Genomic DNA, 26,843 nt, shown 5'->3' with positions numbered 1-26,843 from the left:
CCTTCCCACTCCTTCTCGCTATTATCCCTTTCGCTCAGATATGTATCTCCCCGCTCCTTCTCGCTATTATCCCGTTCGCTCAGATATGTACCTCGCCGCTCCTTCTCGCTATTATCCCGTTTACTCAGATACGTACCTTCCCGCTCCTTATCGCTATTATCCCGTTCATTCAGATATGTACCTTCCCGCTCCTTATCGCTATTATCCCGTTCATTCAGATATGTACCTTCCCACTCCTTCTCGCTATTATCCCTTTCGCTCAGATATGTATCTCCCCGCTCCTTCTCGCTATTATCCCGTTCACTCAGATATGTACCTCTCCGCTCCTTCTCGCTATTATCCCTTTCACTCAGATATGCGCCTCTCCGCTCCATTTCGCTATTATCCCCTTCACTCAGATATGTACCTCCCCGCTCCTTCTCGCTATTATCCCTTTCGCTCAGATATGTACCTTTCCGCTCCTTCTCGCTATTATCCCGTTCACTCAGATATTTACCTCCCCGCTCCTTCTCACTATTATCCCGTCACTCAGATACATGTACCTTTCCGCTCCTTCTCGCTATTATCCCGTTCACTCAGATCGACACATTAAGTATTTTCATTTACCATCAAATATACTTTTCACAGACAGATTATTTGTTTTCCATACTTTCCTGAGTCATGGGGAGAATACCCCAATACTCTCCAAGAGGACATCTCTTGCTGGTTACTTTAATCACATTCTTGATCTCTGAATCTCACACAAAGCATTTATTTCTCTCATAAAAAAATATCTTGTCTTGCTCCGATCCCGTCCTCTTCTGATCATGCGGAATCAAGACTTCCCTGAGTCATGGGGGGAATACCCCAATACTCTCCAGGAGGACATCTACTGCTGGTTACTTCAATCACATTCTTGATCACTGCTGCTCACTCGTAATGCGGTTCCAAGAAGTCGTCTCTGTACCATATAAACTACTAAAACTAGGTCAGTTATTCACGCAAAACTGTATTGTATGACTACAGTTAACCTGCATCCTAATATACAACAAAACAAGCCACCCTCAATTCCTGAAGATGGCCTGTTTGTAGAAGATTACATGCAATTGTCGCCTGTTATACTTGTGCCTCAGCCGCAAGCGAAGCTGCCGCTTGCTCCGTACGAATCCGGTCACGCTCTAGGATAGGCTTCAGATAATGTCCTGTATAGGAGCCCTCGACTTTCACCACTTGTTCAGGGGAGCCTTGTGCAACGATAGAACCGCCGCCGCTGCCGCCTTCAGGTCCCAAGTCAATGAGGTAATCAGCCGTCTTGATGATATCGAGGTTGTGCTCAATGACGAGCACGCTCTCTCCAGAATCAACGAGGCGGTGCAGCACCTGCAGCAAGCGATCGATATCCGCCACGTGCAGACCTGTAGTCGGCTCGTCCAAGATATACAACGTCTTGCCTGTGCTCCGGCGATGCAGCTCAGCAGCGAGCTTGACGCGCTGCGCTTCCCCGCCGGACAAGGTTGTTGCCGGTTGGCCAAGCTTCATATAACCCAAGCCTACATCCAGCAATGTCTGGATCTTGCGGTGAATACGCGGCACGTTCTGGAAGAACTCGACGGCGTCTTCAATTGTCATTTCCAACACATCGGAAATGTTGTTCCCTTTATATTTAACCTCTAACGTTTCTCGGTTATAACGTTTGCCCTTACATACTTCACACGGCACATACACATCCGGTAGGAAGTGCATCTCGATCTTAATGATACCGTCGCCGCGACACGCCTCGCAGCGGCCGCCCTTGACGTTGAAGCTGAAGCGGCCTTTCTTATAGCCGCGAATCTTCGCTTCATTGGTCGTAGCGAATAAGTCGCGAATATCGTCGAAGACACCTGTGTATGTCGCCGGGTTCGAGCGAGGTGTGCGCCCAATTGGGGATTGATCGATATCGATTACTTTATCGACATGCTCCATGCCGCGAATCTCGCGATGCTCACCAGGGCGAACCTTGGCCTTGTTCAAGTCACGCGCAAGCGACTTGAACAAGATCTCATTCACAAGCGTAGACTTACCGGAACCGGATACGCCGGTAACGGCTGTAAATACGCCCAGTGGGATCTTCACATTGACGTTGCGCAGATTGTTCTCCTTCGCGCCGCGTACTTCCAGCCATCGATCATCCGGCTTGCGTCGCTCCAGCGGAATCGGAATGAACTTCCGGCCGCTCAGATACTGCCCTGTCAGCGACTTCTCATCCGCCATGATTTCCTGCGGTGTGCCTTGTGCGACAACTTGGCCTCCATGCAAGCCCGCTCCTGGACCAATGTCGATCAGATAATCAGCAGCGAGCATCGTGTCTTCGTCATGCTCAACGACAATTAGCGTATTGCCCAAGTTGCGCATATGCTCCAGTGTCTTGATCAAGCGGTCATTATCTCGCTGATGCAAGCCGATACTTGGCTCGTCCAAGATATAGAGTACACCCATGAGGCTCGATCCAATCTGTGTTGCTAATCGTATCCGCTGCGCCTCACCACCAGAGAGCGTTCCTGCCGCACGATTCAGCGTTAGATATTCCAAGCCTACATTCACGAGAAACCCGAGACGCGAGTTGATCTCCTTCAGGATAAGGTTTGCAATAAGCATCTCTTTATTAGACAACGAAAGCGCATCAAAGAAACGCTGCGCTTCACCAATTGACAGTGAAGTCACATAAGCCATATTCTGCTCGCCAACTGTCACGGCAAGGCTCTCTTTGCGCAAGCGGTCCCCTTTACAAGTTCCGCACGGCTTAGCGCTCATGAAGCTTTGAATGAATTCACGTATACCCTCTGATGCGGTTTCACGGAAACGACGCTCCAAGTTATGAACGACACCTTCAAATGCTACTTGAGCTTCTTTCTTATGTCCAAAATCATTTTCATAGACGAAACGAACCTTCTCATTGCCTGTCCCATTAAGCAGCTTCGCCATATGCTCAGGTTCTAGCAGTCTAACGGGGATATCCGTAGGAATGCCATAATGCTCGCAAACCGCCTGAAGGAATTGCGGATAGTAATTAGAAGTGCTGCCAGCCCATGCCTCAAATGCGCCCTCTTCAATCGACTTCTCCATATCCGGCACGAGGAGATCCGGATCGACAATCATCTTCTGTCCTAAACCGTCGCAGTCCGGACAAGCGCCGAATGGACTGTTAAACGAGAACATGCGCGGAGCAAGCTCATCCATACTGAAGCCGCACACGGGACAAGCCAGATTCGAGCTGAAGATCAGTTCCTCAACACCCATAATGTCCACGATCAGCTTGCCTCCGGACAAGTGCAGCGCTGTCTCAATCGAATCTGCCAATCGCGATTGAACATCGTCCTTAACGACAATTCGATCGACGACAACTTCAATATTGTGCTTCTTGTTCTTCTCCAGCTCAATCGTTTCCGATACCTCACGCATCTCTCCATCGACGCGTACACGCACGAAGCCCTGCTTCTGGATATCAGCGAATACAGTCTTATGCTCACCCTTGCGTCCCGAAATGATCGGAGCAAGCAGCTGCAGCTTCGTCCGTTCAGGATACTCCATAATTCGGTCAACCATCTGTTCGACGGTCTGCGACGTAATCTCAATTCCATGCTCCGGGCAATGAGGATGACCAATCCGCGCGAACAGCAATCGCAAATAGTCATAAATCTCCGTAACTGTACCGACCGTGGAACGCGGATTACGGCTAGTAGTCTTCTGATCAATCGATATTGCGGGCGACAAGCCTTCGATAGAGTCTACATCCGGCTTCTCCATCTGCCCTAAAAATTGACGCGCATAAGCGGACAGCGACTCTACGTAGCGACGCTGCCCTTCCGCGTATATCGTGTCGAACGCCAACGATGATTTTCCTGAACCGCTCAATCCCGTCAACACAACAAACTTGTCTCGCGGAATGGTGACGTCGATATTTTTCAGATTGTGGGCTCTCGCCCCCTTAATGACAATACGATCACTCGCCAATGTTAATACCCTCCTACTTCTAGGTCCACTCGAACCGTTTCATCCAAAATTGAGAACTGCAGTTCTGATGCATATTCATATATGTTATAAATCATTAAGCTCGTTAATCTACTCTGGAAATTAATCCATCGCACGAAGCTCAAGCAATGCGTCACGCAGCTCGGCAGCGCGCTCGAATTGCAAATTCTTCGCTGCATCCTTCATCTCTTTCTCTAAACGCTGGATGAGAGAATGACGATCCTTCTTCGACAGTTTATCGACGCCCTTGTCTGTGAGGTAATCGCTCTTCGATTCTGCCGTCTTTGTCGCTTCAATTACATCGCGGATCTTCTTCTTAATCGTTTGAGGCGTAATGCCATGCTCCTCATTGTAAGCGATCTGAATCTTGCGTCTGCGTTCCGTCTCCTTAATGGCCTTATCCATCGAATCGGTGATCTTGTCACCATACATAATGACGCGGCCATCCGCATTGCGCGCCGCACGACCGATCGTCTGAATAAGCGATCTTTCCGAACGCAGGAAACCTTCCTTATCCGCATCCAGAATCGTGACAAGCGATACCTCCGGCAAGTCCAAGCCTTCCCGCAGAAGGTTAATCCCTATCAGCACATCGAACACGCCAAGGCGAAGATCACGAAGCAGCGACATCCGCTCCAGCGTCTTAATATCCGAGTGCAAATATCGAACCTTGATCCCAATCTCCTTCAAATAGTCGGTCAGATCCTCGGACATCTTCTTCGTTAGTGTCGTAACCAACACGCGTTCCTCGCGATCCAAGCGAATGCGAATCTCGCTGATCAGGTCGTCGATCTGACCCTTTGTCGGTCTTACTTCAATGATTGGATCCAGCAATCCTGTAGGTCGGATGATCTGCTCAATCATCTCCGGACAATGTTCCAGCTCATACGGACCAGGCGTCGCAGATATGAACATCGCCTGGCATACCTTGCTTTCGAACTCATCGAATTGAAGAGGTCGGTTATCAAGCGCAGACGGCAGACGGAAGCCATGCTCTACAAGCACCGTTTTCCGCGCTCGGTCACCGTTATACATGCCGCGAATCTGCGGCAGGGTGACGTGCGACTCGTCGACGACAATTAAGAAGTCGTCCGGAAAATAATCGAGTAGCGTATACGGTGTAGCGCCCGGCTCGCGGAACGTCAGCGGGCCGGAATAGTTCTCGATGCCGGAGCAGAAGCCGACCTCCTGCATCATCTCAATATCGTAGCGCGTGCGCTGTTCCAGACGCTGCGCTTCCAAGAGCTTGCCGGCATCGCGCATCACCGCGAGCCGCTCCTCCAATTCGCGCTCGATATTAACGAGCGCGCGCTTCATCGTCTCCTCCGCCGTTACGAAGTGAGACGCTGGAAAGATCGCAACATGATCACGCTCGCCAAGGATCTCGCCTGTCAGAACATCAATCTCGCTGATCCGTTCAATCTCGTCTCCGAACAATTCTACACGGATCGCGTGCTCGCTATTCGATGCCGGAAAGATCTCCACGACATCTCCGCGCACGCGAAATGTGCCGCGAATGAAATTCAAGTCGTTCCGTTGGTACTGGATATCGACGAGCTTCGCCAAGATCTCATTGCGCGGCTTCTCCATACCTGTCCGCAGCGACAGTACCAGATTGCCGTACTCTATAGGTGAACCCAAGCCGTAAATGCACGACACGCTCGCTACAATAATGACATCTCGGCGCTCAAATAAGGCAGAGGTCGCGGAGTGCCGCAGCTTGTCGATCTCTTCATTTACACTGGAATCCTTCTCGATATAGGTGTCGGAAGATGGAATATACGCCTCCGGCTGATAATAATCGTAGTAGCTGACAAAATATTCAACCGCATTATTCGGGAAAAACTCTTTAAACTCACTATAAAGCTGCGCAGCCAATGTCTTGTTATGCGCAATGACCAGCGTCGGTCGGTTCAATTGCTGAATCGTCTGAGCAACCGTAAAGGTCTTACCAGTACCGGTAGCACCGAGCAATGTCTGATACGTCTTGCCGTTATGCACACCCTCCACTAGCTGTTTAATAGCTTGAGGCTGATCTCCCTGCGGATCAAATTCAGACACCAGTTCGAACTCTTTCGATGACACACGGATATCTGCCATGGATTCACCATCACCGTTCCTCTCTATACCTGCTATACACAGCTTTACCCTAATTCTACTGAATCAAATATAAATCTGTATAATATTCAAGTTATTCTCGTTATCTCACATCTGCTGACTAACAGAGTAGGACTCTAGTCGCATATCTTGCTACTCCTTGAAAATCTCTAAACTTTATCCCTCAAAAACCCGATAAATGTATCAATATTATATACTTTATATAGGAATGTGCACGCATTTCCGAATATTAATATCAGCAGACAAAATAAGAATGTTTGTTCCCGTTTATTATACTCCGATCATCGATTGGTTGCAAATGGGAACATTACTTAGGGAGATGGAAAAAAAGATGGATATGACGACGTTAATCGGCATCATTGCCGGACTTGCCGCCCTCGTCGGTGGTTTTCTATGGGAAGGCGGTCACATCAGCGGCTTGTGGGAAGGAACAGCTGCACTTATTGTATTTGGCGGTACGATTGCCGCTGTAGTCGTCAGTTATCCAATCCACCGCTTGCGCAGCATTCCGAACGCACTTCGAATAGCTTTCAAACAGCGCAATAATGAAATGTCGAAGCTTATTGACGATCTCGTCGCCATGAGCACGCAAGCTCGCCGCAACGGTGTATTGGTATTAGAAGAACCGGCTCAGAAGCACAGCAACTCATTTTTACGGGATGGTGTAATGCTCGTTGTAGACGGAACTGACCCTGAGATCATAAAGGATATGCTCGATATCGAAATGGATGCCGTTGAGTATAAATATGATGGATACGCTAAGATTTTTGAATCCGCCGGCGGATTTGCTCCGACATTTGGAATCATCGGTACGGTAATGGGTCTTATCCATGTATTGAGCAACTTAAGCGATCCAGCGATGCTCGGACCGTCTATCGCAGTAGCATTTACGGCCACACTGTACGGTGTAGCGACTGCCAATGTCATTTATCTGCCGATCGCATCCAAGATTCGAACACGAAGTTCTCAGCATATACGCGAGATGGAAATGATTCAATGCGGCGTGCTGGCCATTCAAGCAGGCGAGAATCCACAGATTATACGCAAGAAGCTCAGCTCATTCCTGCAGGGCGAGATGGCGACAGAACCTCTTGCTCGCGAAGCTAATACGAAATCAGCCAAGGTCACACCTGAGCGAGGGATGAAGTATGAGACGCAGAAGTAGAGCCTATAACAAGGCGAATCACGATAGTCAGGAACGCTGGCTGATCACCTATGCGGATCTCATAACCCTGCTTATGATCTTCTTCGTCGTTATGTATGCTATGAGTCAGGTCGATGCTACTAAGTATGCTTCGCTGTCTGAAACGCTGCAGACGACATTTAGCAGCGGCGGTGGCAGTGGCAACCTACCAGGCGGCTCGGGCATACTCGAAGGCGCTCATATAAGTCCAGGGGACGGCAGTGAATCTAATAACGACCAAGATCAGCAGAATGCTAGTGAAAATGCCGATGGCGATAAAGAGAATAAAGAGCAGAATCCCGCAGTCATAGTGGGGCAGATAACCGAGAAGGACCTCGCGTTCCGCAAGCAGGAACAGCAGCTGCAGAACGTGAAGAATACTATTGAACAATATATTCAGGACAATAATTTGCAAAATGACATCACGATCACGGATACCCCGAAAGGAATCGAGATCAGGCTCAGCGACTCTCTCTTGTTCGAACTCGGAAAGGCAGATCTTACAGAAGCTGCTATACCTACGTTGGACAAGCTCTCAAGCATGTTCAGTCAGTTAGACTCAACGATTAGCATAGAGGGCCATACGGATAACTTGCAGATGGCTCCTGGAGCGCGATATAAAGATAACTGGGAGCTCTCAGCAGAACGTTCACTTTCCGTCCTTCGCTACTTCGTGGAAGATAAGCAGCTGAATAGCGACAAATTTCAAATTGCGGGCTATGGCGATACTCGCCCTATAACGAGCAATGATACGGAAGAGGGTCGCAAGAAGAATCGTCGAGTGGAGATTATTATTCTGCGCAATGTTATTTCTCCACAGTAAATCCACATCTATTATGAACAGATACCCCCATTAGCAAGGCTTAAAGCCTTTACTGATGGGGGTATTTTTATCCTTATACCTATTATCAACAGGTTACACACATAATCCACGTAGTTATACACAGTTTAATCCACATTATCCACACAAAACTAACAGGTTGTCGACAAATAAAAGCTTGCTTATCCACAATCCACAAAAAAAGACGTCCGAGTTGGACGTCTCTGTTCATAACTTATTTAAGCGGTAGTTGTTCTGGATTTCGCATCCACTTTCGCGCGTGAAGCACGTCTCCACGGCACTTTGAGCAGCGATAGGAGCGAAGGCTGCCTCGCAATCGCCACGTAAGTTACATGATCGTCTGGCGCAAGCAGTACGCCCAGTTGATGGTGCTCACCCGCATAGATCGCGCGCTGTACAAACTTCACGTCACCTCGCGCGTTATACAATTCAAGCTTGCAGAACGCCGAATTCGTGCTCATCGCTTGATGAAGCTCTTCCTTCGAATGAATCGGAATACCATTTACCTTCGAGATCATCTCGCCGGATTGTATGCCCAGCTCCTCCGCAGGGCTGCCAGGAAGCACCGCCTGCACACATAAACCTCTGGCATCGTGAGCGAACACGGGACTCCGCTTGAGCTCCTCCTGTCGGCTGTACCATATAAGCCATTCGTGACAGCCGATGGAGATCAGGCCGGCCACTGGAACAAGCGGAGCCCACCAGTTCGCCAGCAGGGATACGGCGAGCAGCCCCGCGGCATATATGAACAGCCGAGAAGAAGTTTTATTCGCCTTCTCCTGCGGCGTATAAGTGAATGTCAGCTCGGCGAAGCCTACCATGACGGGCAGCCCGACGAGCGCCCAGCCCTGCTGCCATATGTCGCCGCTCAAGAGCGGCGCCCACGGCAGCGTGGTACCCGCTGCCACCGCCGGCATAAGCAGGATGAGCGGCAGCGGCCACATCATCTGCATCGAGTATGCACCTACGATGCGCCCTCGCTTGCTCTGCATAAACAGCGGGCTCGCAAACTTCACCGCCTGTTTGCGTATGAGCAGCGCTTCTGCTGCATGTACAAGCGCGACTAGCACCAGCAAGCCCGCCGCATTCAATTCGCGCATATCCAGTACGATGCCGCCAAGCCATCCTTCCGGTTGCCATTGCGGCAAGAGCAGCAATACACCCTGCATAATCGCTACAATCCCCGCAGAATACGCCAGGCACAGCATACGAACGCGAATGAACAACAGCAAGATGCTAATCCCCCATATCAATATCATGATGGATGGAGGTATGACAATTCCAAGACTTACAGATACCAAGCTAATTATGATTCCCGCAGCTAGACCACCCAGCGCAGCACGGATCGTCTGATCAATCCAGCTGTGCATCTTTACAGAAAACAATCGCCGTTCCATTAACATTTGACGTCTATAATGTATCGCAATCAGCACGATCGCCAGCCAATAGAATGGCGACAACACAAGCTGAATTCCAGCCTCCATCGCTTTATAACAAACTTCCAGGAACACCTGCACGGGCATTCGCTCCTTTCTATTTCTTTCGCGCACTAAAAAAGGGAAGGTCGATAGCCATTGCTCCCGACCTTCCCTATATTCGACACCCGTTAACGGATTTCCTTCTGCACCGCATCGATCGCAGCCTGCAACTGAGCGTCATTCTCCTTGTTGCGCATTACTTCGAGAATGCTAACCTCCAGCTTCTCAGCTGTCTTGCTGTCAACCTTGCCGCTCACAGTCAGACCTGAAGCCTTCTGGTACGCCTTCACCGCTTCTTCTGTCTGCTTCGAGAAATAGCCGTCCTTGCGATCCGTCTTATAGCCCAGACCGTTCAGAATGACCTGAACATTCTTCACTTCTTCGCTGTTCATATTGAATTCCAACGTCTTATCCTTAGGAATCGGCGTTGCATTGTAATAATCCGGCTGTGAAACGAGAATATCCGGTTGAATGCCTTTCTGATGAATCCAATTGCCATTCGGCGTCAGCCACTTGGCAATTGTAATCTTGATCAAGCTGCCTTCGTCATTCTTAGTCGTGTAGCTCGTTTGAACAGTTCCTTTGCCGAAGGTAGGCTCACCGACGATCTTCATGCCTGCCGATTCCTGCAGAGCGCTCGCCATAATCTCAGAGGCACTGGCACTGCCTTTATTCGTCAGGATCGCGATCGGGTATTTCTTCTCCTTCACATCGCTGTCAGACTCGTGCACCTCTCGCTTGCCATCCTTGTATTCTACCTGAAGGATCGGCTTGCCCTTCGGTACAAACAGCTCTGTCATCTTCTCCACGACATCAAGCACGCCGCCTGGATTGTTGCGAACATCAATCACAAGTCCCTTCATGCCTTGCTTCTCCAGATCCGCTAGCGCGTTAGCAAAGCGATCTGCAGTATTCGAGGAGAATTGACTAACTTCAATATATCCGACTTTATTATCTAGCATGGAAGAATGAACGGTCTCAAGATCTACCTTGTCTCGAACAATGTCAAAGACTAATACTTGTGTAGTACCTGGACGCTTCACTTCGATCTTCACAGTTGACCCTTTAGGACCGCGAATCTTCGATACTGCCTCATTCAACGTCATTCCGGACAAGCTTGTTCCATCGACACTCAATAAAATATCCTTAGCTTTCAAGCCTGCTTTTTCGGCTGGTGATCCCTTAATCGGCGACACAACCGTGACATTGCCTTCTTCCATCGTCACTTCCGCGCCGATCCCGGTGAATTGGCCTTCTACGCTGACGTTAAAGCTTTCCGCTTCTTCCTTCTGCATATAAGTGGAGTACGGATCGCCAAGAGAATTGAACATGCCCTCCACTGCGCCGTTAATCACCTTTGTTCGGTCAACATCCTGATAGTATTTGTTTTCAATAACATCAAGTACCGCATTGATCTTTGCGGTTTCCTTAGAAGATAAACTGTTAGAGTTCGCCGATGCACTGCTTGCAAAGATCGGCAAATCCAAAGCCAACATCGTCAGCATGCTGCTTAGTACAACCGTTATCCCGATGATAACAGCAACGGTCCGTCCTTTAAACTGCACCCAATCACCGCCCTTGTCTTGTCCAGTTCTAATACTTCAACTCTTCTATTATATACCGCAAGGGAAGCAATTATTTCAAGTATGGTTCTGGATCAACCCGATCTCCATCAACGCGGACTTCAAAATGAAGGTGGTTCCCTGTCGAATTCCCGGTCGTACCCACTTCAGCAATCTTGTCGCCTGTGCTTACTTTATCGCCCTTTTCGACCTTAATGCCGCCATTGCGAATATGTCCATACAGCGTCCAGAGGCCGTTGCCGTGATCTATAATGACACAATTTCCGTAGCCGCTCCACCATTCCGCTAAGATAACAACGCCGCTTTCCGCCGCATAGATTGGTGTACCGCCAGGTGCTGCCATATCTAAACCGCTATGGAATGCACCCTTGCGGCCTGATACAGGGTCTGTACGTGAGCCGAATTGAGATGAAATCACATAGTCGTCTTTTAGAGGAACAGCTAATTCCCCGCCGTTGAAGGGACCAGAACCGCCGCCTGAAGAAGGTTTAACGTTTTTCTTTGCCGCTTCCTTACGCTTGCGTTCCTTTTCAACTTCTTCAATCTGTTTCTTCTGAAGCTCGGAGCGCTGCTGCAGGAATTGAACTAATATCTCGTCCTGCTCTTCGCTCAAGCCATGCATCTCTTCAATCTGATCATCGAAGCTCGCAATCATCACTTCTTTTTCTTTTTCCTGATTCATAAGATCTTGCTTCGTCTGCTCCAGCTTCGCGTAGAGACTGCGAACCTGCACCAGTTCTTCTTCAATTTCCTTCTTCTTATCCAACACCAACTGCTTATCACGTTTATGGTCATCAAGTATCTGCTTATCTGTACCGGCAATGATCTCAATTGAATCTAATCGACTCAAGAAGTCGGAGAAGCTCGTCGCACTAAACAGCACATCCAGATAGGACACTCTTCCGTTCATATACATCAGCTGGACGCGAGAATCTAACAATTCGGATCGTTCTTCGATACGTTTATTGGCCTCTTCCAGCTGCCGCGCATTCTCTTCGAGATTGGCTTCAGTTTGATCGATCTCCGTTGAAACCTTCGCCATTTCATTGACCTTAGCATCTATCTTATTCGAGATGGCTTTCAGATCGGCTTGCGTCTTCTTCTTGCCAGACTCTGCGGAAGATATTTTATACTGGGCAGCCTGCTGCTTCTTCTCCGCAGAACGCATCTGATTCTCTAGATCCGACAACTGCTCGTTGACCTTATCGAGTTCTGAAGCATGCCCCGTCTTGGGTGGTACCATCGTGAACAAGAGTACTACGCTCAACATGAGCAATACTAACTTCTTTTTCAATACGGCTCCTCCTCTTAACTAATCTTATCTACGTTATACCTTCAAATATTTGCGCGTCGAAATGACGCTTCCCCATACTCCAATTAACACACCTAGTACGAGCAATGAACCCGTAATGAGCAACCATACTTCACGAACTGGAATCAGTTGCAAGAACGACCAGCCCGCATCAACCGCAGCCGTAATCAATTGAGAATAACCAAACAATAAGATTCCCAGAGTGACAATTGCGCCGATAATCCCCAAGAGTACGCCTTCTATGAAAAATGGCCATCTGATAAAGGAATTGGTTGCCCCCACCATCTTCATGATGCTGATCTCACGTTGCCGAGCCATTATTGTAATCTTGATCGTATTGGAAATGAGGAACATTGAAGTAAGGGCTAACCCGATTACTAGAACAAAGCCAAAATTACGTACAGCTTCTGTTACCTGAAGCATCTTCTCAACAGGTCCGCCGCCGTATTTGACTTGCCAGATCGGCTTGGCACTGTTTGTTTCATTAATAGATTCAATCTTTTTCGCCACCATCGGAATCGTATCCGGCTTATGTACTTCTACTATAAAGGAGTCTGGCAATGGGTTCGTCTCGTCGGTATATCCACTTAAGAAATCTTCACTATCCTCACCTAAGCTCTCCTCCATCTGCTTCATCCCGTCCGCTTTCGACAGGAATTCTACTTTACTGACTTCAGCCATGCTGCCGATATCCGTCTTGAGGAGGTCGATCTGTTCCTGTGTAACATCCTGATGCAAGTAAACTTGAATCTGAACCTGGCCGTCCATTTCCTTCGTTAACGAGTTGATATTAAGGGACAAGATAATGAATACCCCTAATACGAACAATGAGATGACTATCGAGCTGACAGAAGCCACTGACATCCACCCGTTGCGGAAAATACTCTTGCTGCCTTCACGTATATGGCGGAGTATTGTATTAAGCGTCATAGCCGTAATCCCCCCGCATCACATCTCGCACGATATTACCGTGTTCGATCGTAATAACGCGGCGCCGAATCGTATTCACGATATCTTTGTTATGAGTCGCCATCAAAATGGTCGTACCGCGATAGTTAATCTCTTCGAGCAGCTTCATAATGCCCCATGACGTCTCGGGATCCAAGTTGCCCGTAGGCTCGTCCGCTACAATAACGGCTGGGTTATTCACGATCGCGCGCGCGATCGCAATCCTTTGCTGCTCACCGCCGGACAATTGGGCCGGCAAACTGTTCATCTTATGCTTCAAGCCGACGAGCTCCAGCACTTCTGGAACGCGGCGTTTAATGACCTTCTTCGGAGCTTCGATAACTTCCATCGCGAAAGCTACATTTTCATAAGCGCTCATCTTCGGCAGAAGCCTATAGTCCTGAAATATAACGCCTATATTTCTTCGTACAAATGGAATCTTGCGCTGCTTCAGCTTGCCGATATTGAATCCGTTGACAAATATTTGACCCTTTGACGGAACGATTTCTCTATATATCATTTTCATAAAAGTAGACTTACCCGCACCTGACGGACCTACTAAATAAACGAATTCATCTTTGTCGATCTGTACAGTTATCCCGCGCAGGGCGTGGGAACCATCGGTGTACGTTTTCCAGACATCTTGCATTTCAATCAACTGTATCACTTCCTATGCGTCTAGTTCAGCTTTAATATATTCGACATAAAGGTTACAATTCCTTTTCTTTTTTTCAATTTCCATATTCTTTTTGAGCTTTATTGCGACTGACTGCATTATTTCCCGGGAAAAAGTCAGCGTCTGACAGCTATCCTCAGCATTCTAGAATCACCCTCACTATTACCTATCTATCTTGTCTCCTGAACTAGTCCACATCTGCTCAAAGCTCCTTAAAACAGTCAAGTTTCTGAAATGACGGACATATAATGAATGAACGTAGAGGTCGCTCAATCAGCAATGATTCATGGCGGCTCATTCCGTTGTTTCGTCGTACTGTTGCAAGCCTGTCCACGAACAACTAGATGTGCCAGATCATGAAAATAACAGGTGGTGCAGTTCGATAGAGAGCAACCTATCATTCGCATTTCATCGCATGGGAGCACAGGAGGAAACAGCATTGAAAAAGTTCTTTGGATGGGTATTAGGAATAATCCTAGTATTGATGATTGGGGCGGGAACTCTGTGGGGAATAGCTGAGCGGTACGCAGCCTCCACAACGATACCTCCTGAAGTGAGGTTATCCAGTTGGGCCGTCGGAGGAATGGAGATCGATGCATTCATTAACGAGTACAAACAGAAATTAGCCGAACTTGAAAATACTCCTGTAGTATTTACCTTCGGCCAATCTGAAGTCGAGCCCGTAAGCACGACCTTGAAAGATTTAGGAGTAAAGTATGATGCAGAAGCATTGTTCATCGCACTCCGTCACTTACAAGAGGGAAATCTGTTGGAACGCATTCAAGCTCGCAGAAACTTCCAGAAAGAATGGAAAGTGCGCTTTCTGTGGAACAGCAAGGTGTGGACGCAGCGTTTTACCGCTTCATGGGAGGAAAAGGCCTTTGGCAACCCAACTAACGCTTCGCGTGAAATCAACGAGCAGGATCAGGTTATTTATACACCCGATACGACTGTATTCCGCTTAGATCGCGTACAGATGGAGCAGCTCATTCGCGCAGCCATTCCGAATGAATGGAGCGAGAAGAAGGAACTCACCATCGATGTTCCACTCGTGAAGCAAGAAGCCAAGATCACACTCGAATCGTTGAAAGTCGAAGGGATCGACCGTAAAATTATCGAAATGGTTACAAATATAGCGCCTGGGGATGCTGGACGTTTTCACAATGTTAAAGCAGCGGCCGATACCGTGAACAAGATGGTCCTAAAGCCGGGAGATATATTCGACTATGACAAAGTCATTGCCGAGGCCGAACGACAATACGGCTTCAAAGAAGCCCCTGTCATCTTAAATGGAAAGCTCGTACCCGGAATCGGCGGCGGAATCTGCCAAGTATCCAGCACACTCTATAACGCAGCACTCGGTACTGGGCTTGAAATCGTCGAGCGCCGCAATCACTCGCTGCCTGTAGCCTATATGCCAATTGGATTAGACGCAACCTTCGCTCAAGGCTATATCAACTTCCGCTTCAAGAACACAACCGGCAAAGATATTATCATCCATACATCCACTGACGACAATCGTCTCACTATCAAAATGTTCGGCACCATGGACCCAAGCATCAGCTATAAGACAGAAACTAAAACCACAAAAATCATTGAGCCTACCGTAAAATATGTCGTCAACAATAAACTTGCCGATGGACAGCAGGAAACGATCCAGAAGGGCAAGCGCGGGTACACAGTAGAATCCTATCGTATTAAAATGGTCAACGGCAAAGAAGTTTCCCGCGAACGTCTCGACGTAGATAACTATCGCGCACAGCCTACTATAATCGCGACCAGCTCCGGCGGGCAATTGGGCAAGTCCGATGCCAAGCAGGAGAATCCTACTCCGATTGTCGAAGACGGCCTAAGCGGCCCTAACTTCCGCTAACGCCATACAGCTTCATATTTATTCACGGCTGACAGCCGCTGGTTCAAGCTCGCTCGAGTGAGGGACCGGATCCTCACATTATTTCGGATCCCCCACTCGCCCGCTTCCCAGCGGCTGCAGCTGTATTCAAGGCATGCTCGAGCGCGCGCTTGTGCTGCCCCCTTGGCTGCCCCGCTCACCCCTGACCATTTCCGCGCGCATGCACTCCGCGCACACCTCTCACTGCTATCCCACTCCTTCAGGTGCGTATACCCTCTGTGTTTACATTGGGGTACTATACCATTCGCTCAGATTTGCTCACCCTCTGCGTTTACATCGGGGTACTTAACCGTTCGCTCAGGTCCGTATACCCTGCGCGTGAACCCGTTCAGATAATATCCCACTCGATCAGGTGCTCATATCCTCCGCAATCGTATCTGAGTATTACACCTTTCGCTCAGGTGCACCTTCCCTCTGCGTTCACATCGGGGTACTATACCGTTCGCTTAGGTCCTTATACCCCGCGCGAACCCGTTCAGGTAATATCCCACTCGATCAGGTACTTGTATCCTCCACAAACGTATCTGAGTATTATACCCTTTGCTCAGGTGGTCATTTGGTAAGAGGTATAAGAGATACCTAGCGAGAATCTGGATTTAAGCTTAGAGTGCAAAGAACTTATTCCATCTGAGGCATGGGGAGATTGGTCAAAGGCTTGCTCAGACTTAGTGCCAAGAGGTGGCTGGTTATTCAACTTCCTCAGGTTCGAAAGTGATTACCTGAGCTATTGGGAGATTGGTCAGAGGCTTGTTCAGACATAGTGCCAAGTGGCAACCGGTTATTCGAATTCCTCAGGTTCGTAAGTGATCACCTTAGGTATTGGGTGAATGGTCAGAGGAGTGCCTGAACATACTGGGAGATGATTTAGGGACTCTTTGATGAAATATTGCTAGAGAGTGGCGGATGGGGTTGAGAGAAAATTGAGTCGGTTAAGTTAAAGAAGAAAACCAACAAAAACAACAAGGCCGTCCTCTTCAAGCAGCAGAGGACGACTCTTATGGTCTGCTCACGCGCGTGCGGCCTCACTGGACCATCTTAACGCACGGAGCAAGGTTTATATTGTTTTCAGCACAGCTTCGTGTGCGGATAACCATTCTTTTGTGGTTTGCACGGCAGCGCCTGCGCGAGCGATGGCAGCCGCTACTTGCGGTGCAGCCGTACCGCCAAAGACGTTGCGGGCGTTGACCACCTGCTCCGGCTGGAGCACATCGTAGATCCGCTCGTCGAATAACGGTGAGAATTGCTTGAACTCATCGAGTGTCAGATCGAGCAGGTATACACCCTTCTGAATACAGTAGAGCACGGTCTTGCCGATGACTTCATGCGCTTGGCGGAAAGGCAGCCCTTTGTGAACGAGGAAATCTGCGATATCCGTAGCGTTTGAGAAGTCCTGACGCACCGCTTGACGCATGCGATCGCGGTTGACCTTCATCGTCGCAACCATCGGCGCGAACAAACGAAGCGCGCCATCTAATGTAGCGACGGTGTCGAACATGCCCTCTTTGTCCTCTTGCATGTCTTTGTTATAGGCAAGAGGCAAAGCCTTCAATACCGTCAGCATGCCGACGAGATTGCCATATACGCGGCCTGTCTTGCCGCGCACAAGCTCCGGCACATCCGGATTCTTCTTCTGCGGCATGATGCTTGAGCCGGTGCAGAAGGCATCGTCCAGTTCAATGAACTGGAACTCGGTGCTGGACCAGAGCACCATCTCTTCGCAGAAGCGAGAGAGATGTGTCATGATGAGCGATGCGTTCGCTAGGAACTCGACGATGAAGTCGCGGTCGCTGACAGCGTCGAGGCTGTTTTCGTACACGCGGTCGAAGCCCAATTGCTCGGCGACGAAGTGTCGATCGATCGCGAACGTTGTACCCGCGAGCGCTCCTGCACCAAGCGGCAGCGTATTGATGCGCTTGTAGCTGTCCTGCAGGCGTTCGATGTCGCGTTCGAACATCGACACGTACGCCATCAGGTGATGCGCGAACAAGATCGGCTGCGCCCGTTGCAAATGGGTATACCCTGGAACGATCGTATCGATGTTCGCTTCCGCTTGCTGGATCAGCGCTTCCTGAAGCTTGGATAGCAGCTCCACGAACAGGATCACATGCTTGCGCAGATACAGATGCATATCCGTTGCCACCTGATCGTTGCGGCTTCTTCCGGTATGCAGCTTGCCGCCTACCGGTCCGATCAGCTCGATCAGCTTCTTCTCGATGTTCATGTGAATATCTTCATCGGACACCGAGTAGATCATTTCGCCATTCTGGATAAGCTTCAGCACCTGGTACAAGCCGTCCTTGATTGTCTCGACATCTTCCTGCGGCAAGATGCCGCAGTGTCCGAGCATCGTGACGTGTGCCAAGCTTCCCTGTATATCTTCTTCTGCCATTTCCTTATCAAATGTGATGGAGGCAGTGTACTGCTCTACCAATTGGTCGGTTTGTTTCGTAAACCGGCCTCCCCATAGCTTACTCACACGGCTTCCTCCTTACGTTGCTTCGTCTTGTGGTATGAGATTATAATCCGTGAACCTTGGTACCGTGCACGCCGGAAGCCACTTTGAGGCGAAGCGCGTTCAGGTGGATGAAGCCTGTAGCGTCATTTTGATCGTAAGCTTGAGTTGGATCAGCTTCCATCGTCGCGATATCCGGGTTGTACAAGCTCACCGGGCTTTGGACGCCTGCGCCTATGATGTTGCCCTTGTACAGCTTCAAGCGCACCACGCCTGTGACGCCCTTCTGGCTCTCGTTCACAAGCGCTTGAATCGCAAGGCGCTCCGGTGCGAACCAGAAGCCGTTGTACACGAGCGTGCTGTACTTGGTGATGAGCGAGTCGCGCAAGTGCATCACTTCGCGGTCCATCGTGAGCGATTCCATCTTACGATGGGCCGTGAAGAGGATGGTGCCGCCCGGCGTCTCATATACGCCGCGGCTCTTCATGCCTACGAAGCGATTCTCGACCATGTCGACGCGGCCGATGCCGTGCTTACCGCCTAGTTCATTTAGGCGTTCCATGACTTCGAGCGGTGTCATGGACTCGCCGTTGATTGCCGTACAGTTGCCTTGCTCGAACGTAAGTTCAATGTATTCCGCCGCATCCGGCGCATCCTCTGGCGAGACGCTGAGGAGGTACATGCCTTTGTTCTCATCCGCGCTCGGATCGAACCAAGGGTCCTCCAACACACCGCTCTCGTAGCTGATATGAAGCAGGTTGCGGTCCATGGAGTAAGGCTTCGCCGCTGAAGCCTGCACAGGGATTCCGTGCGCTTCGGCATAGGCGATCATTTCCGCGCGTCCTGGGAACTGGGCGCGGAACTCTTCGGAACGCCAAGGCGCGATCACTTGAATCTCCGGCGCGAGCGAAGCCGCCGTCAGTTCGAAGCGCACTTGGTCGTTGCCTTTGCCTGTCGCGCCGTGCGCGATCGCCATGGCGCCTTCCGCGCGCGCGATCTCGACCATGCGCTTCGCGATCAGCGGACGCGCGATGCTCGTGCCGAGCAGGTACTGCCCTTCATAGAGGGCGCCTGCTTGGAACATCGGATAGATGAAATCCTTCGCAAACTCTGCTTGCAGGTTGTCGATATAAGCTTTGCTTGCCCCTGTTGCGAGGGCTTTCTCTTCCAAGCCGTCAAGCTCTTCTTTCTGACCAATATCCGCCGTAAATGTGATAATATCCGCGTCGTATGTTTCCTTCAGCCATTTTAAAATAACCGATGTATCCAAACCGCCCGAGTAGGCCAGCACGATCTTGTTCTTAGCCATAATGAGTTCCGCTCCTTCCAATCTGCCACCCGCAGTACGTCGATGTCGCTGGGTTGTGTTATCTGTTAATGGGGTTAATTAAGCCATCAAGGCTGCCATGATTGCTTTCTGTGCATGCAGGCGATTCTCCGCCTCATCGAAAATGACGGAATTCGGTCCGTCGATCACGCCCGAGCTAACTTCCTCACCGCGATGCGCAGGCAGGCAGTGCATGAACAGGTAATCCGGCTTTGCCAATCCGACCAGCTCTTCATTCACTTGGTAATCCGCGAATGCGACTTCGCGCGCCTTCTGCTCCGCTTCAAAGCCCATACTTGCCCATACGTCTGTATAAATGACGTCCGCGTCCTTGACCGCTTCCTTCGGATCGTTCGTCAACATGATGTTGGCGCCATTCTCCGCAGCGACTTCGTACGCTTGCTTCACGAATTCCGCATCCGGCGCATAGTTCGCCGGTGTTGCAACTGCGATCGTCATACCGAACTTCGCCGCACCCATCATGAGCGAATGAGCCATGTTGTTGCCGTCGCCCACGTACGCGATCTTGAGGCCTTCGAGCTTGCCTTTCATTTCATATACGGTCATGTAATCCGCCAACGCCTGACAAGGATGATTGAAATCCGACAGTCCGTTGATGACGGGCACGGTCGCGTTGCGAGCCAGATCAATTACGGTGTTATGGCCGAAAGTACGGATCATAATGCCGTCGACATAGCGGGACAGTACCTGCGCCGTATCGGAAATCGGCTCACCTCGCCCGATCTGGATATCGTTGCTGCTCAAGAACAGCGCTGAACCGCCTAGCTGATACATTCCGACTTCAAAGGAAACGCGTGTGCGGGTGGATGATTTCTCAAATACCATCGCCAGTGTCTTGCCCTTCAGCGGCTGCTCGGGGTCCCCTGCCTTCTGCTTGCGCTTAAGTTCGATCGCATAATGAATAAGTGCATACAATTCTTCTTGTGTATAATCAGCCAGCGCAATGAAGTCGCGGCCTTTCATTTGTTCAATAAGATTCAGGTTCATGTCGGTATTCCCCTCCGTGTCGTGCGGTCGTATTCTTCGTGCGTGATCATACCGGTGTTATGAAACCGGAATCGTGGCTTCCTGCAGCAAATGCTGCAGCATATTCACTGCCAGATCGATGTCTTCTTTCGTAACGAGCAAGCTCGGCAGAAGGCGAATGACATTCGGACCTGCGGTCACGAACAGCAAGCCGTCTTCTTGAGCTTTCGAGACGAACTCAGCCACGGGCTGTTTGCACTCGATGCCGATGAGAAGTCCCGTACCGCGGATCTCGGTTACGATAGGCAGATGGCCGATCTTATCGTGGAGCTGCGCTATCAAATAAGTGCCGGTATCAGCCGCGCGCGCTGCTAATTGTTCTTCGATATGCGTTTCGAGTGTGCCAAGCACTGCTGCCATCGCGAGCGGTGTTCCGCCAAATGTAGAGCCGTGGCTTCCTGGACCGAACGCCTCGCGGAGATGACCCTGCGCCAGCATCGCGCCTACTGGGAATCCGCTGCCCAAGCCTTTGGCTACTGTGAAAATGTCCGGCTTCAGCCCGTAATGCTCATGCGCGAACCAACGGCCTGTGCGACCCATCCCTGTCTGTACTTCATCGATAATGAGCAGCAAGTTATGCTCTTTGCACAATTGTGTCACGGCTTCGGCAAATGCAGGCTCGATCAGATGCACGCCGCCCTCCGCTTGCACGATCTCCAGCATAATCGCCGCTGTATGCGGACCGATGGCTGATGCGAGAGCTTCTGCATCGTTAAATGGAGCATAGCGGAAGCCTTCCGGAAGTGGCGCAAAGCCTTCCTGCACCTTGGCTTGCCCAGTTGCGGTCAGCGTAGCGAGCGTGCGGCCATGGAACGATTGATGGAAGGTGATGATCTCGTAGCGATCATTGCCCAATATCTTCTGATTGTAGCGGCGAGCCAGCTTGATCGCGGCTTCGTTCGCTTCTGCGCCGCTATTGCAGAAGAACACTGCGTCTGCACAGCTGTTCTGCGTGAGCAGCTGCGCTGCTTCCTCCTGCTGCGGAATGTGGAACAGATTGGACACATGCCAGAGGGTGTCCAGCTGAGCTTTTATTTTGTCTGCGACCCGCTTCGGCGCATGGCCGAGGTTCGTAACCGCGAGTCCGCACATAAAGTCGATGTATTCTTTGCCTTGATCATCCCAGAGCCGGCTTCCTTCACCCTTCACCAGCGCGATTGGATATCGCGCATAGGTTGGAAACAAGGCGCTTGCGTTAGAATTTGTCGAGTTGGACATGGACATCCTGTAATCCCCCTTTGTTGGCGCATATCGCAGCTTGAGCGTGGATAGCGCAGTCGTATATTCGCACCATGGTGCGTTGGAGTCTGAGCCACAGAGTGTGCGGTGATCTATCGTCGATGACCCGCTCCTGCTCCTGTTGTATCCGCCGCTGCTGTGTACGTCTTGACGATTCGTGTTCCCAGCTGCTCGCCCGCAGCCAAGCGCCGCATCACATCCGGCTCAGTTCCTTGGGCGATGACTACCTCCGCTACTCCTCCATCCATGCACTGCATCGCGGCGCGAACCTTGGGGATCATGCCGCCATATATGTCTCCGTCCGTGATCATCTGTTCGATATCTTCCGTCGATATGACTGGCAGCACTGTTTTCTCGCCATCTATCGACTTCATAATTCCTGGTACATCGGTGATGACGATTAGCCGATCAGCGCCTAGGTGAGCTGCAACCGCGCCTGCGGCGGTATCAGCGTTAATGTTATAGCGCTGACCTGCGGCGTCGATGCCGATCGGCGCGATAACCGGGATGTAACCCATTTCGATTACCCCTGTAATCAATGAAGCATCCACATGGGTTACATCCCCGACGAAGCCGATCTCAGCGGCTTGCGCCACCGGTTGCGCCTGAATCATGGCGCCGTCCGTGCCCGACAGCCCAATCGCAGCAGCTCCGGCCTGCGTAAGCCTGCGCACGATCTGTTTATTCATGCTGCCTGCGAGTACCATTTCCACAACATCCAGCACTTCTTCACTTGTCTTGCGCAGGCCGTTGATGAATTCGGTCTCGATTCCCAGCTTCTCAAGCGTTCCCGAGATTGCAGGCCCGCCGCCGTGTACGATGACAGGCATGGTCCCGCTAGCCTGCACATCACGGAGCTGTTCATAGAAGGAATCCGGCAAGGCCGCAAGCGTGCTGCCGCCGCATTTCATAACTAAACGCCCGTTTCCCATTCGGTTCTCCTCCTGTTCTCTTTCCTGCGATGTAGGATGTGTTGATCATGGAGGGCAGCTTCGTACTACACTCCCCTGTGCCAAGTCTCTATGTTCGATACGCCGCATTAATGCGGACGTAATCATAAGTTAGATCACAGCCCCAAGCGATTGCTTCCCCGTTCGCCATATTCAAGTTGACGTGGAACACAATCGTGTCTCCTTTTAAGTAAGCAAGCGCTGCTTCCTCATCAAATGCTATTGGTGTGGATTGGCGGAGCACTTCAATCGGTCCAACGGAAATGTCGACTGTGTCCACCTGCACCTGCTCGCCAGAGTAACCGACCGCCGCGATAATCCGCCCCCAGTTTGCATCAGCGCCAAATACCGCCGATTTCACCAAGCTTGAGCCAATGATGCTCTTTGCAATCACATGTGCGGAATGATCGGTAGAAGCGCCCGATACGCGAACCTCGATCAGCTTCGTCGCGCCTTCGCCATCGCGCGCTATGGCTTTCGCCAATGCTGCGCATACATGGTGGAATGCCGCTGCGAAAGCTTCCCATGCTTCGTGCTGCTTATTGAGCGTGTCGTTGTTGGCAAAGCCGCTTGCCATAACAAGGAGCATGTCGTTGGTGCTCGTATCACCGTCCACGGTGATCATGTTAAATGTGCTGTCTGTTGTGTGCTTTAGCAGCTCTTGCAGGGCCGTTTGCTCCACTGCCGCATCCGTCGTAACGAACGCCAACATGGTCGCCATGTTCGGGTGAATCATGCCCGAGCCCTTTGCAGTTCCTGCGATCGTGATCGGCTTGCCGTCTATCTCAACAACTACACATACTTCCTTCTTCACGAGATCCGTCGTGAGGATCGCCTGACTGAACTGCTCCGCTCCGTCCCGCTCCTTCGTGAGCTTGGCAGGCAATGAGGATATGCCGTTCTCGACGCGATCCATTTTCAAGTTTTCACCGATAACACCTGTAGAGGCTACGGCAACAAGATGCGGCTGGATGCCCAGCAGCTCCACCAATGCAGAGCGCATACGGTAAGCGTCAGCTTCGCCCTGCTTGCCCGTGCAGGCATTGGCATTGCCGCTGTTGACCACGACCGCCTGCAGCTTGCCTTCCACAGCGATGCTTGCGCGCGTCACGCCAAGCGGCGCGGCTTGGAAGGCGTTGGTCGTGTAGACCGCCGCCGCCGTTGCCGGCACGTCACATACGATCGCGCCGATATCGTTGCGCGTCGTCTTCTTGAGGCCGCAGTGCAACCCTGCGGCCCGAAATCCTTGCGGTGTCGTAACGGAACCTTCCGTCACTTGAAACATTGGCGTTCCGCCTGCCGCTTCCTTCGAAGCGTCTGCCAGCTTGCTATTCATAAGGCACTCCTCGCCCTTCATCTTGTAATCTATTACTCTATCTATTTCGTATATGAATAATGACTGAATCTCGCAATTATGGATAAACGGGCACGAACAACAACCCCGTCGTCTCATCCCAGCCCATCATTAGGTTCAGGTTCTGAATCGCCTGCCCTGCCGCGCCCTTCACGACGTTATCAATGACCGAGATGATCGTCACGCGCTGCGTTCGCTCATCGATATTAAAGCCGATGTCGCAGTAGTTCGAGCCGGTCACTTCCTTCGTCATCGGCCAGTGCCCTTCCGGTCGCACACGGACGAAGCGTCTGCCTTCATACATTTCATTGTATAAATGTACAAAGTCGCGTTCCGTGTACTGTCCGTTCAGCTTCGCGTACATCGTACACATGATGCCGCGCGTCATCGGCACAAGGTGCGGTGTAAACGTCACGGTCACCGGCTTGCCGGTCAGATCACTCAGCACTTGCTCAATCTCTGGCGTGTGCTGATGCTTATTGATCTTATAAGCCTTGAAGTTCTCGTTTACCTCAGAGAAATGAACCCCCATGTTCACTCCCCGCCCAGCGCCGGATACACCGGACTTCGCATCAATGATGATGCTGTCCGATTCCAGCCAGCCTGCCTGCAGCGCAGGCGCCAGGCCAAGCAGCGCGGCGGTTGCATAGCACCCGGGGTTCGAGATGAAGCTCTTTCCCTGCACATCGCTCCCGTACCATTCACACAAGCCATATACGGCTTGCTCCAGCGTATCGGGATCAACAGGGTCGTGCTTATACCACTGCTTATACTCCTCCGCATCCTTCAAGCGGAAGTCGCCGGACAGGTCAATGACCTTAAGGCCTGCCGCCAAGAGCTGCGGAACGAGCTTCGCACTTACACCAGAGGGAGTCGCCGTAAATACGATATCGGCCTTCTCCTTGATCACCTGGGGGTCTACGCCATCCAAGGTGTCCAACATGATCTGGTTCAAGTGCGGGAACCAATCCGCAATCGGCATGCCTGCGCTCGATGACGAGATTACCGATGTAATGTGAACCTGAGGATGCTGCTGCAATAAACGTATAAGTTCAACGCCACCGTATCCAGTAGAGCCTACGATAGCCACTCGAATGGTCGAAGATGTCATGATGAATTCTCCTTTTCCCCCTATAATGACGATCATCCGTTCACGATCAGAAGTTTTAGTTGCAAACCTCTTAAACAATTTATGTATCATTATACGATCGTATTTATAATAATACAACCACTTTATGAAAAAAACACAATCGCCTTTAAATCTACTAGGGAATCCCTTGTTTATTCAGCTCAAATTATTCAGTTATACCGATATTCATGCATAAATGGGGTTAATTATAGATTGGGTGAGATAGTTGAAATTTAAGATTTATGAGTCTATGAGTAGAAAAAAGATAACACCAAAAAACCGATCACCGCTCTTCTTAGCGTGATGATCGGTTTTATTGTTTTCATCGCATATTACGAATGAACTTTAAATCCTTCACCCAATACTTCATTCGCATCACTTATGATGACAAAGGCCGTTGGATCGACCGAGCGAACGATGCTCTTGAGCTTTACGATCTCCGTTTGTCCGACGACGACCATCAGCACCTGACGTCCCTCGCCTGTATACCCGCCTTCCGCATGCAGCTTCGTCAAGCCTCGATCCAGGTCATGAAGAATGGCGTTGCTCATCTCCTCATTCTTATCCGTTATGATATGAGCGAGCTTCGTATAACTGAATCCTAGCTGTACCACGTCCAGCGTCTTGCTCATTACGAACAGCCCGATCAAGGCATACATTGCCGCTTCAAATGACAGCATGAAGCCCGCCAGCAGGATGATTACACCATCGCATATCGCGACAGCAAGCGGCAAACTGATCCCTACGAAGGTATGCAGCAATTGCGCTGTAATCGCATTGCCGCCAGTAGATCCTCTTCCACGAAATACAATCCCAAGACCAAGTCCAATCCCGATACCGCCGAAGATGGCGGCTAATAGCTGATTATCCGTTCCCGCAGGCAGATTCTCGGTCAGATATATAAAGGTAGGAAATGCGATTGAGCCAACAAGCGTCCGAATGCCGTATTGCTTGCCTAGCAGCGAAACGCCTAGGATAAAGAGTGGAATGTTGAACGCATATTGTGTAATAGCTGGGTTCCAGCCAAATGTTTCTTCCAATATGATCGATAGCCCCGATATGCCGCCTGAAGCAATGTTGTTTGGCTGTTGCAGCATATTGAAGGTAACCGCCATGATAAATGCCCCGATCAGGATCATGCCGTATTCGATGACCGTATTTATGGGATGGTTAGGAGGTATTAGCGGCTTCCTGCGATTCTTCTTGGATAACCGGACGCGAGATGTTGATGACATGATTTCTCTCCTTTAATATACACTTAGTATGCTCGATAATAGATAATCTCTTACTCTGCTGTGCTACAG

19 protein-coding genes are annotated in these 26,843 nt (G+C 50.4%); 3 read left to right on the top strand and 16 right to left on the bottom strand.

What is annotated here, in order from left to right:
- The 3 genes from AC3WTP_RS02090 to uvrB form a co-directional block, all read right to left on the bottom strand.
- A partial coding sequence (locus AC3WTP_RS02090; RefSeq protein WP_492392911.1) for a hypothetical protein occupies nucleotides 1-374 on the bottom strand: 374 nt, incomplete at its 3' end.
- 721 nt (nucleotides 375-1,095) lie between these two features.
- Nucleotides 1,096-3,972 (bottom strand): excinuclease ABC subunit UvrA, encoded by a 2,877-nt coding sequence (gene uvrA, locus AC3WTP_RS02085; RefSeq protein ID WP_492392910.1) that lies wholly within the window; start codon nucleotides 3,970-3,972, stop codon nucleotides 1,096-1,098.
- Nucleotides 3,973-4,092: 120 nt separating this feature from the next.
- Nucleotides 4,093-6,090, bottom strand: a complete 1,998-nt coding sequence (uvrB, locus tag AC3WTP_RS02080) for an excinuclease ABC subunit UvrB (RefSeq protein WP_492392909.1) — start codon at nucleotides 6,088-6,090, stop codon at nucleotides 4,093-4,095.
- Between the two features lie 349 nt (nucleotides 6,091-6,439).
- On the opposite strand from uvrB, the gene AC3WTP_RS02075 reads away from it, so the two are divergent.
- Together AC3WTP_RS02075 and AC3WTP_RS02070 are read left to right on the top strand one after the other, a co-directional pair.
- On the top strand, nucleotides 6,440-7,273 hold the full coding sequence (locus AC3WTP_RS02075; protein WP_492392908.1) for a flagellar motor protein: 834 nt from the start codon (nucleotides 6,440-6,442) through the stop codon (nucleotides 7,271-7,273).
- Nucleotides 7,257-8,114 carry a flagellar motor protein MotB gene (locus AC3WTP_RS02070; protein ID WP_492392907.1) on the top strand — a complete coding sequence of 286 codons (858 nt, stop codon included), beginning with the start codon at nucleotides 7,257-7,259 and terminating at the stop codon, nucleotides 8,112-8,114. Before AC3WTP_RS02075 ends, AC3WTP_RS02070 begins: the two co-directional genes overlap by 17 nt.
- 236 nt (nucleotides 8,115-8,350) lie before the next feature.
- Here the strand turns inward: AC3WTP_RS02070 and AC3WTP_RS02065 are convergent, their stop codons facing one another.
- The 5 genes from AC3WTP_RS02065 to ftsE form a co-directional block, all read right to left on the bottom strand.
- Nucleotides 8,351-9,649 (bottom strand): PDZ domain-containing protein, encoded by a 1,299-nt coding sequence (locus AC3WTP_RS02065; protein ID WP_492392906.1) that lies wholly within the window; start codon nucleotides 9,647-9,649, stop codon nucleotides 8,351-8,353.
- A gap of 89 nt (nucleotides 9,650-9,738) precedes the next feature.
- Nucleotides 9,739-11,175 (bottom strand): S41 family peptidase, encoded by a 1,437-nt coding sequence (locus AC3WTP_RS02060; protein WP_492392905.1) that lies wholly within the window; start codon nucleotides 11,173-11,175, stop codon nucleotides 9,739-9,741.
- Between the two features lie 70 nt (nucleotides 11,176-11,245).
- Nucleotides 11,246-12,487, bottom strand: coding sequence for a murein hydrolase activator EnvC family protein (locus AC3WTP_RS02055; RefSeq protein WP_492392904.1), 1,242 nt, complete (start codon nucleotides 12,485-12,487; stop codon nucleotides 11,246-11,248).
- Between the two features lie 33 nt (nucleotides 12,488-12,520).
- Nucleotides 12,521-13,435: a permease-like cell division protein FtsX gene (gene ftsX / locus AC3WTP_RS02050; protein WP_492392903.1), complete on the bottom strand. Its 915-nt coding sequence runs from the start codon at nucleotides 13,433-13,435 to the stop codon at nucleotides 12,521-12,523.
- A complete protein-coding gene (ftsE, locus tag AC3WTP_RS02045) occupies nucleotides 13,425-14,111 on the bottom strand; it encodes a cell division ATP-binding protein FtsE (protein WP_492392902.1) in 687 nt (228 codons plus the stop codon). The genes ftsX and ftsE overlap by 11 nt, the downstream gene beginning before the upstream one ends.
- Before the next feature lie 457 nt (nucleotides 14,112-14,568).
- Between ftsE and AC3WTP_RS02040 the strand changes: the two genes are divergently transcribed.
- Entirely contained in the window at nucleotides 14,569-16,002 is a 1,434-nt protein-coding gene (locus AC3WTP_RS02040; RefSeq protein ID WP_492392901.1) for a VanW family protein, read from the top strand.
- Between the two features lie 1,093 nt (nucleotides 16,003-17,095).
- Here AC3WTP_RS02040 and argH read toward each other — a convergent pair.
- From argH to AC3WTP_RS02000, 8 genes are all read right to left on the bottom strand, one after another.
- A complete protein-coding gene (gene argH / locus AC3WTP_RS02035; RefSeq protein WP_492392900.1) occupies nucleotides 17,096-18,517 on the bottom strand; it encodes an argininosuccinate lyase in 1,422 nt (473 codons plus the stop codon).
- Between the two features lie 40 nt (nucleotides 18,518-18,557).
- On the bottom strand, nucleotides 18,558-19,802 hold the full coding sequence (locus AC3WTP_RS02030) for an argininosuccinate synthase (protein WP_492392899.1): 1,245 nt from the start codon (nucleotides 19,800-19,802) through the stop codon (nucleotides 18,558-18,560).
- Between the two features lie 78 nt (nucleotides 19,803-19,880).
- Entirely contained in the window at nucleotides 19,881-20,828 is a 948-nt protein-coding gene (gene argF / locus AC3WTP_RS02025) for an ornithine carbamoyltransferase (RefSeq protein ID WP_492392898.1), read from the bottom strand.
- A gap of 57 nt (nucleotides 20,829-20,885) precedes the next feature.
- Nucleotides 20,886-22,091: an acetylornithine transaminase gene (gene argD, locus AC3WTP_RS02020; RefSeq protein WP_492392897.1), complete on the bottom strand. Its 1,206-nt coding sequence runs from the start codon at nucleotides 22,089-22,091 to the stop codon at nucleotides 20,886-20,888.
- 107 nt (nucleotides 22,092-22,198) lie between these two features.
- The gene (gene argB / locus AC3WTP_RS02015) at nucleotides 22,199-23,038 is read right to left on the bottom strand and encodes an acetylglutamate kinase (protein ID WP_492392896.1); all 840 of its coding nucleotides are present in this window, start codon (nucleotides 23,036-23,038) and stop codon (nucleotides 22,199-22,201) included.
- Nucleotides 23,039-23,126: 88 nt separating this feature from the next.
- Nucleotides 23,127-24,341 (bottom strand): bifunctional ornithine acetyltransferase/N-acetylglutamate synthase, encoded by a 1,215-nt coding sequence (gene argJ, locus AC3WTP_RS02010; protein WP_492392964.1) that lies wholly within the window; start codon nucleotides 24,339-24,341, stop codon nucleotides 23,127-23,129.
- Nucleotides 24,342-24,468: 127 nt separating this feature from the next.
- A complete protein-coding gene (argC, locus tag AC3WTP_RS02005) occupies nucleotides 24,469-25,521 on the bottom strand; it encodes an N-acetyl-gamma-glutamyl-phosphate reductase (protein WP_492392895.1) in 1,053 nt (350 codons plus the stop codon).
- 350 nt (nucleotides 25,522-25,871) lie between these two features.
- The gene (locus tag AC3WTP_RS02000; RefSeq protein ID WP_492392894.1) at nucleotides 25,872-26,774 is read right to left on the bottom strand and encodes a YitT family protein; all 903 of its coding nucleotides are present in this window, start codon (nucleotides 26,772-26,774) and stop codon (nucleotides 25,872-25,874) included.
- Between the last annotated feature and the right edge of the window lie 69 nt (nucleotides 26,775-26,843).

It is taken from the genome of Paenibacillus sp. EB106-04-04-XG159, from assembly GCF_058791835.1.
The sequence above is the reverse complement of the archived record's forward strand: the minus strand, read 5'-3'. Positions and strand labels throughout refer to the sequence as shown.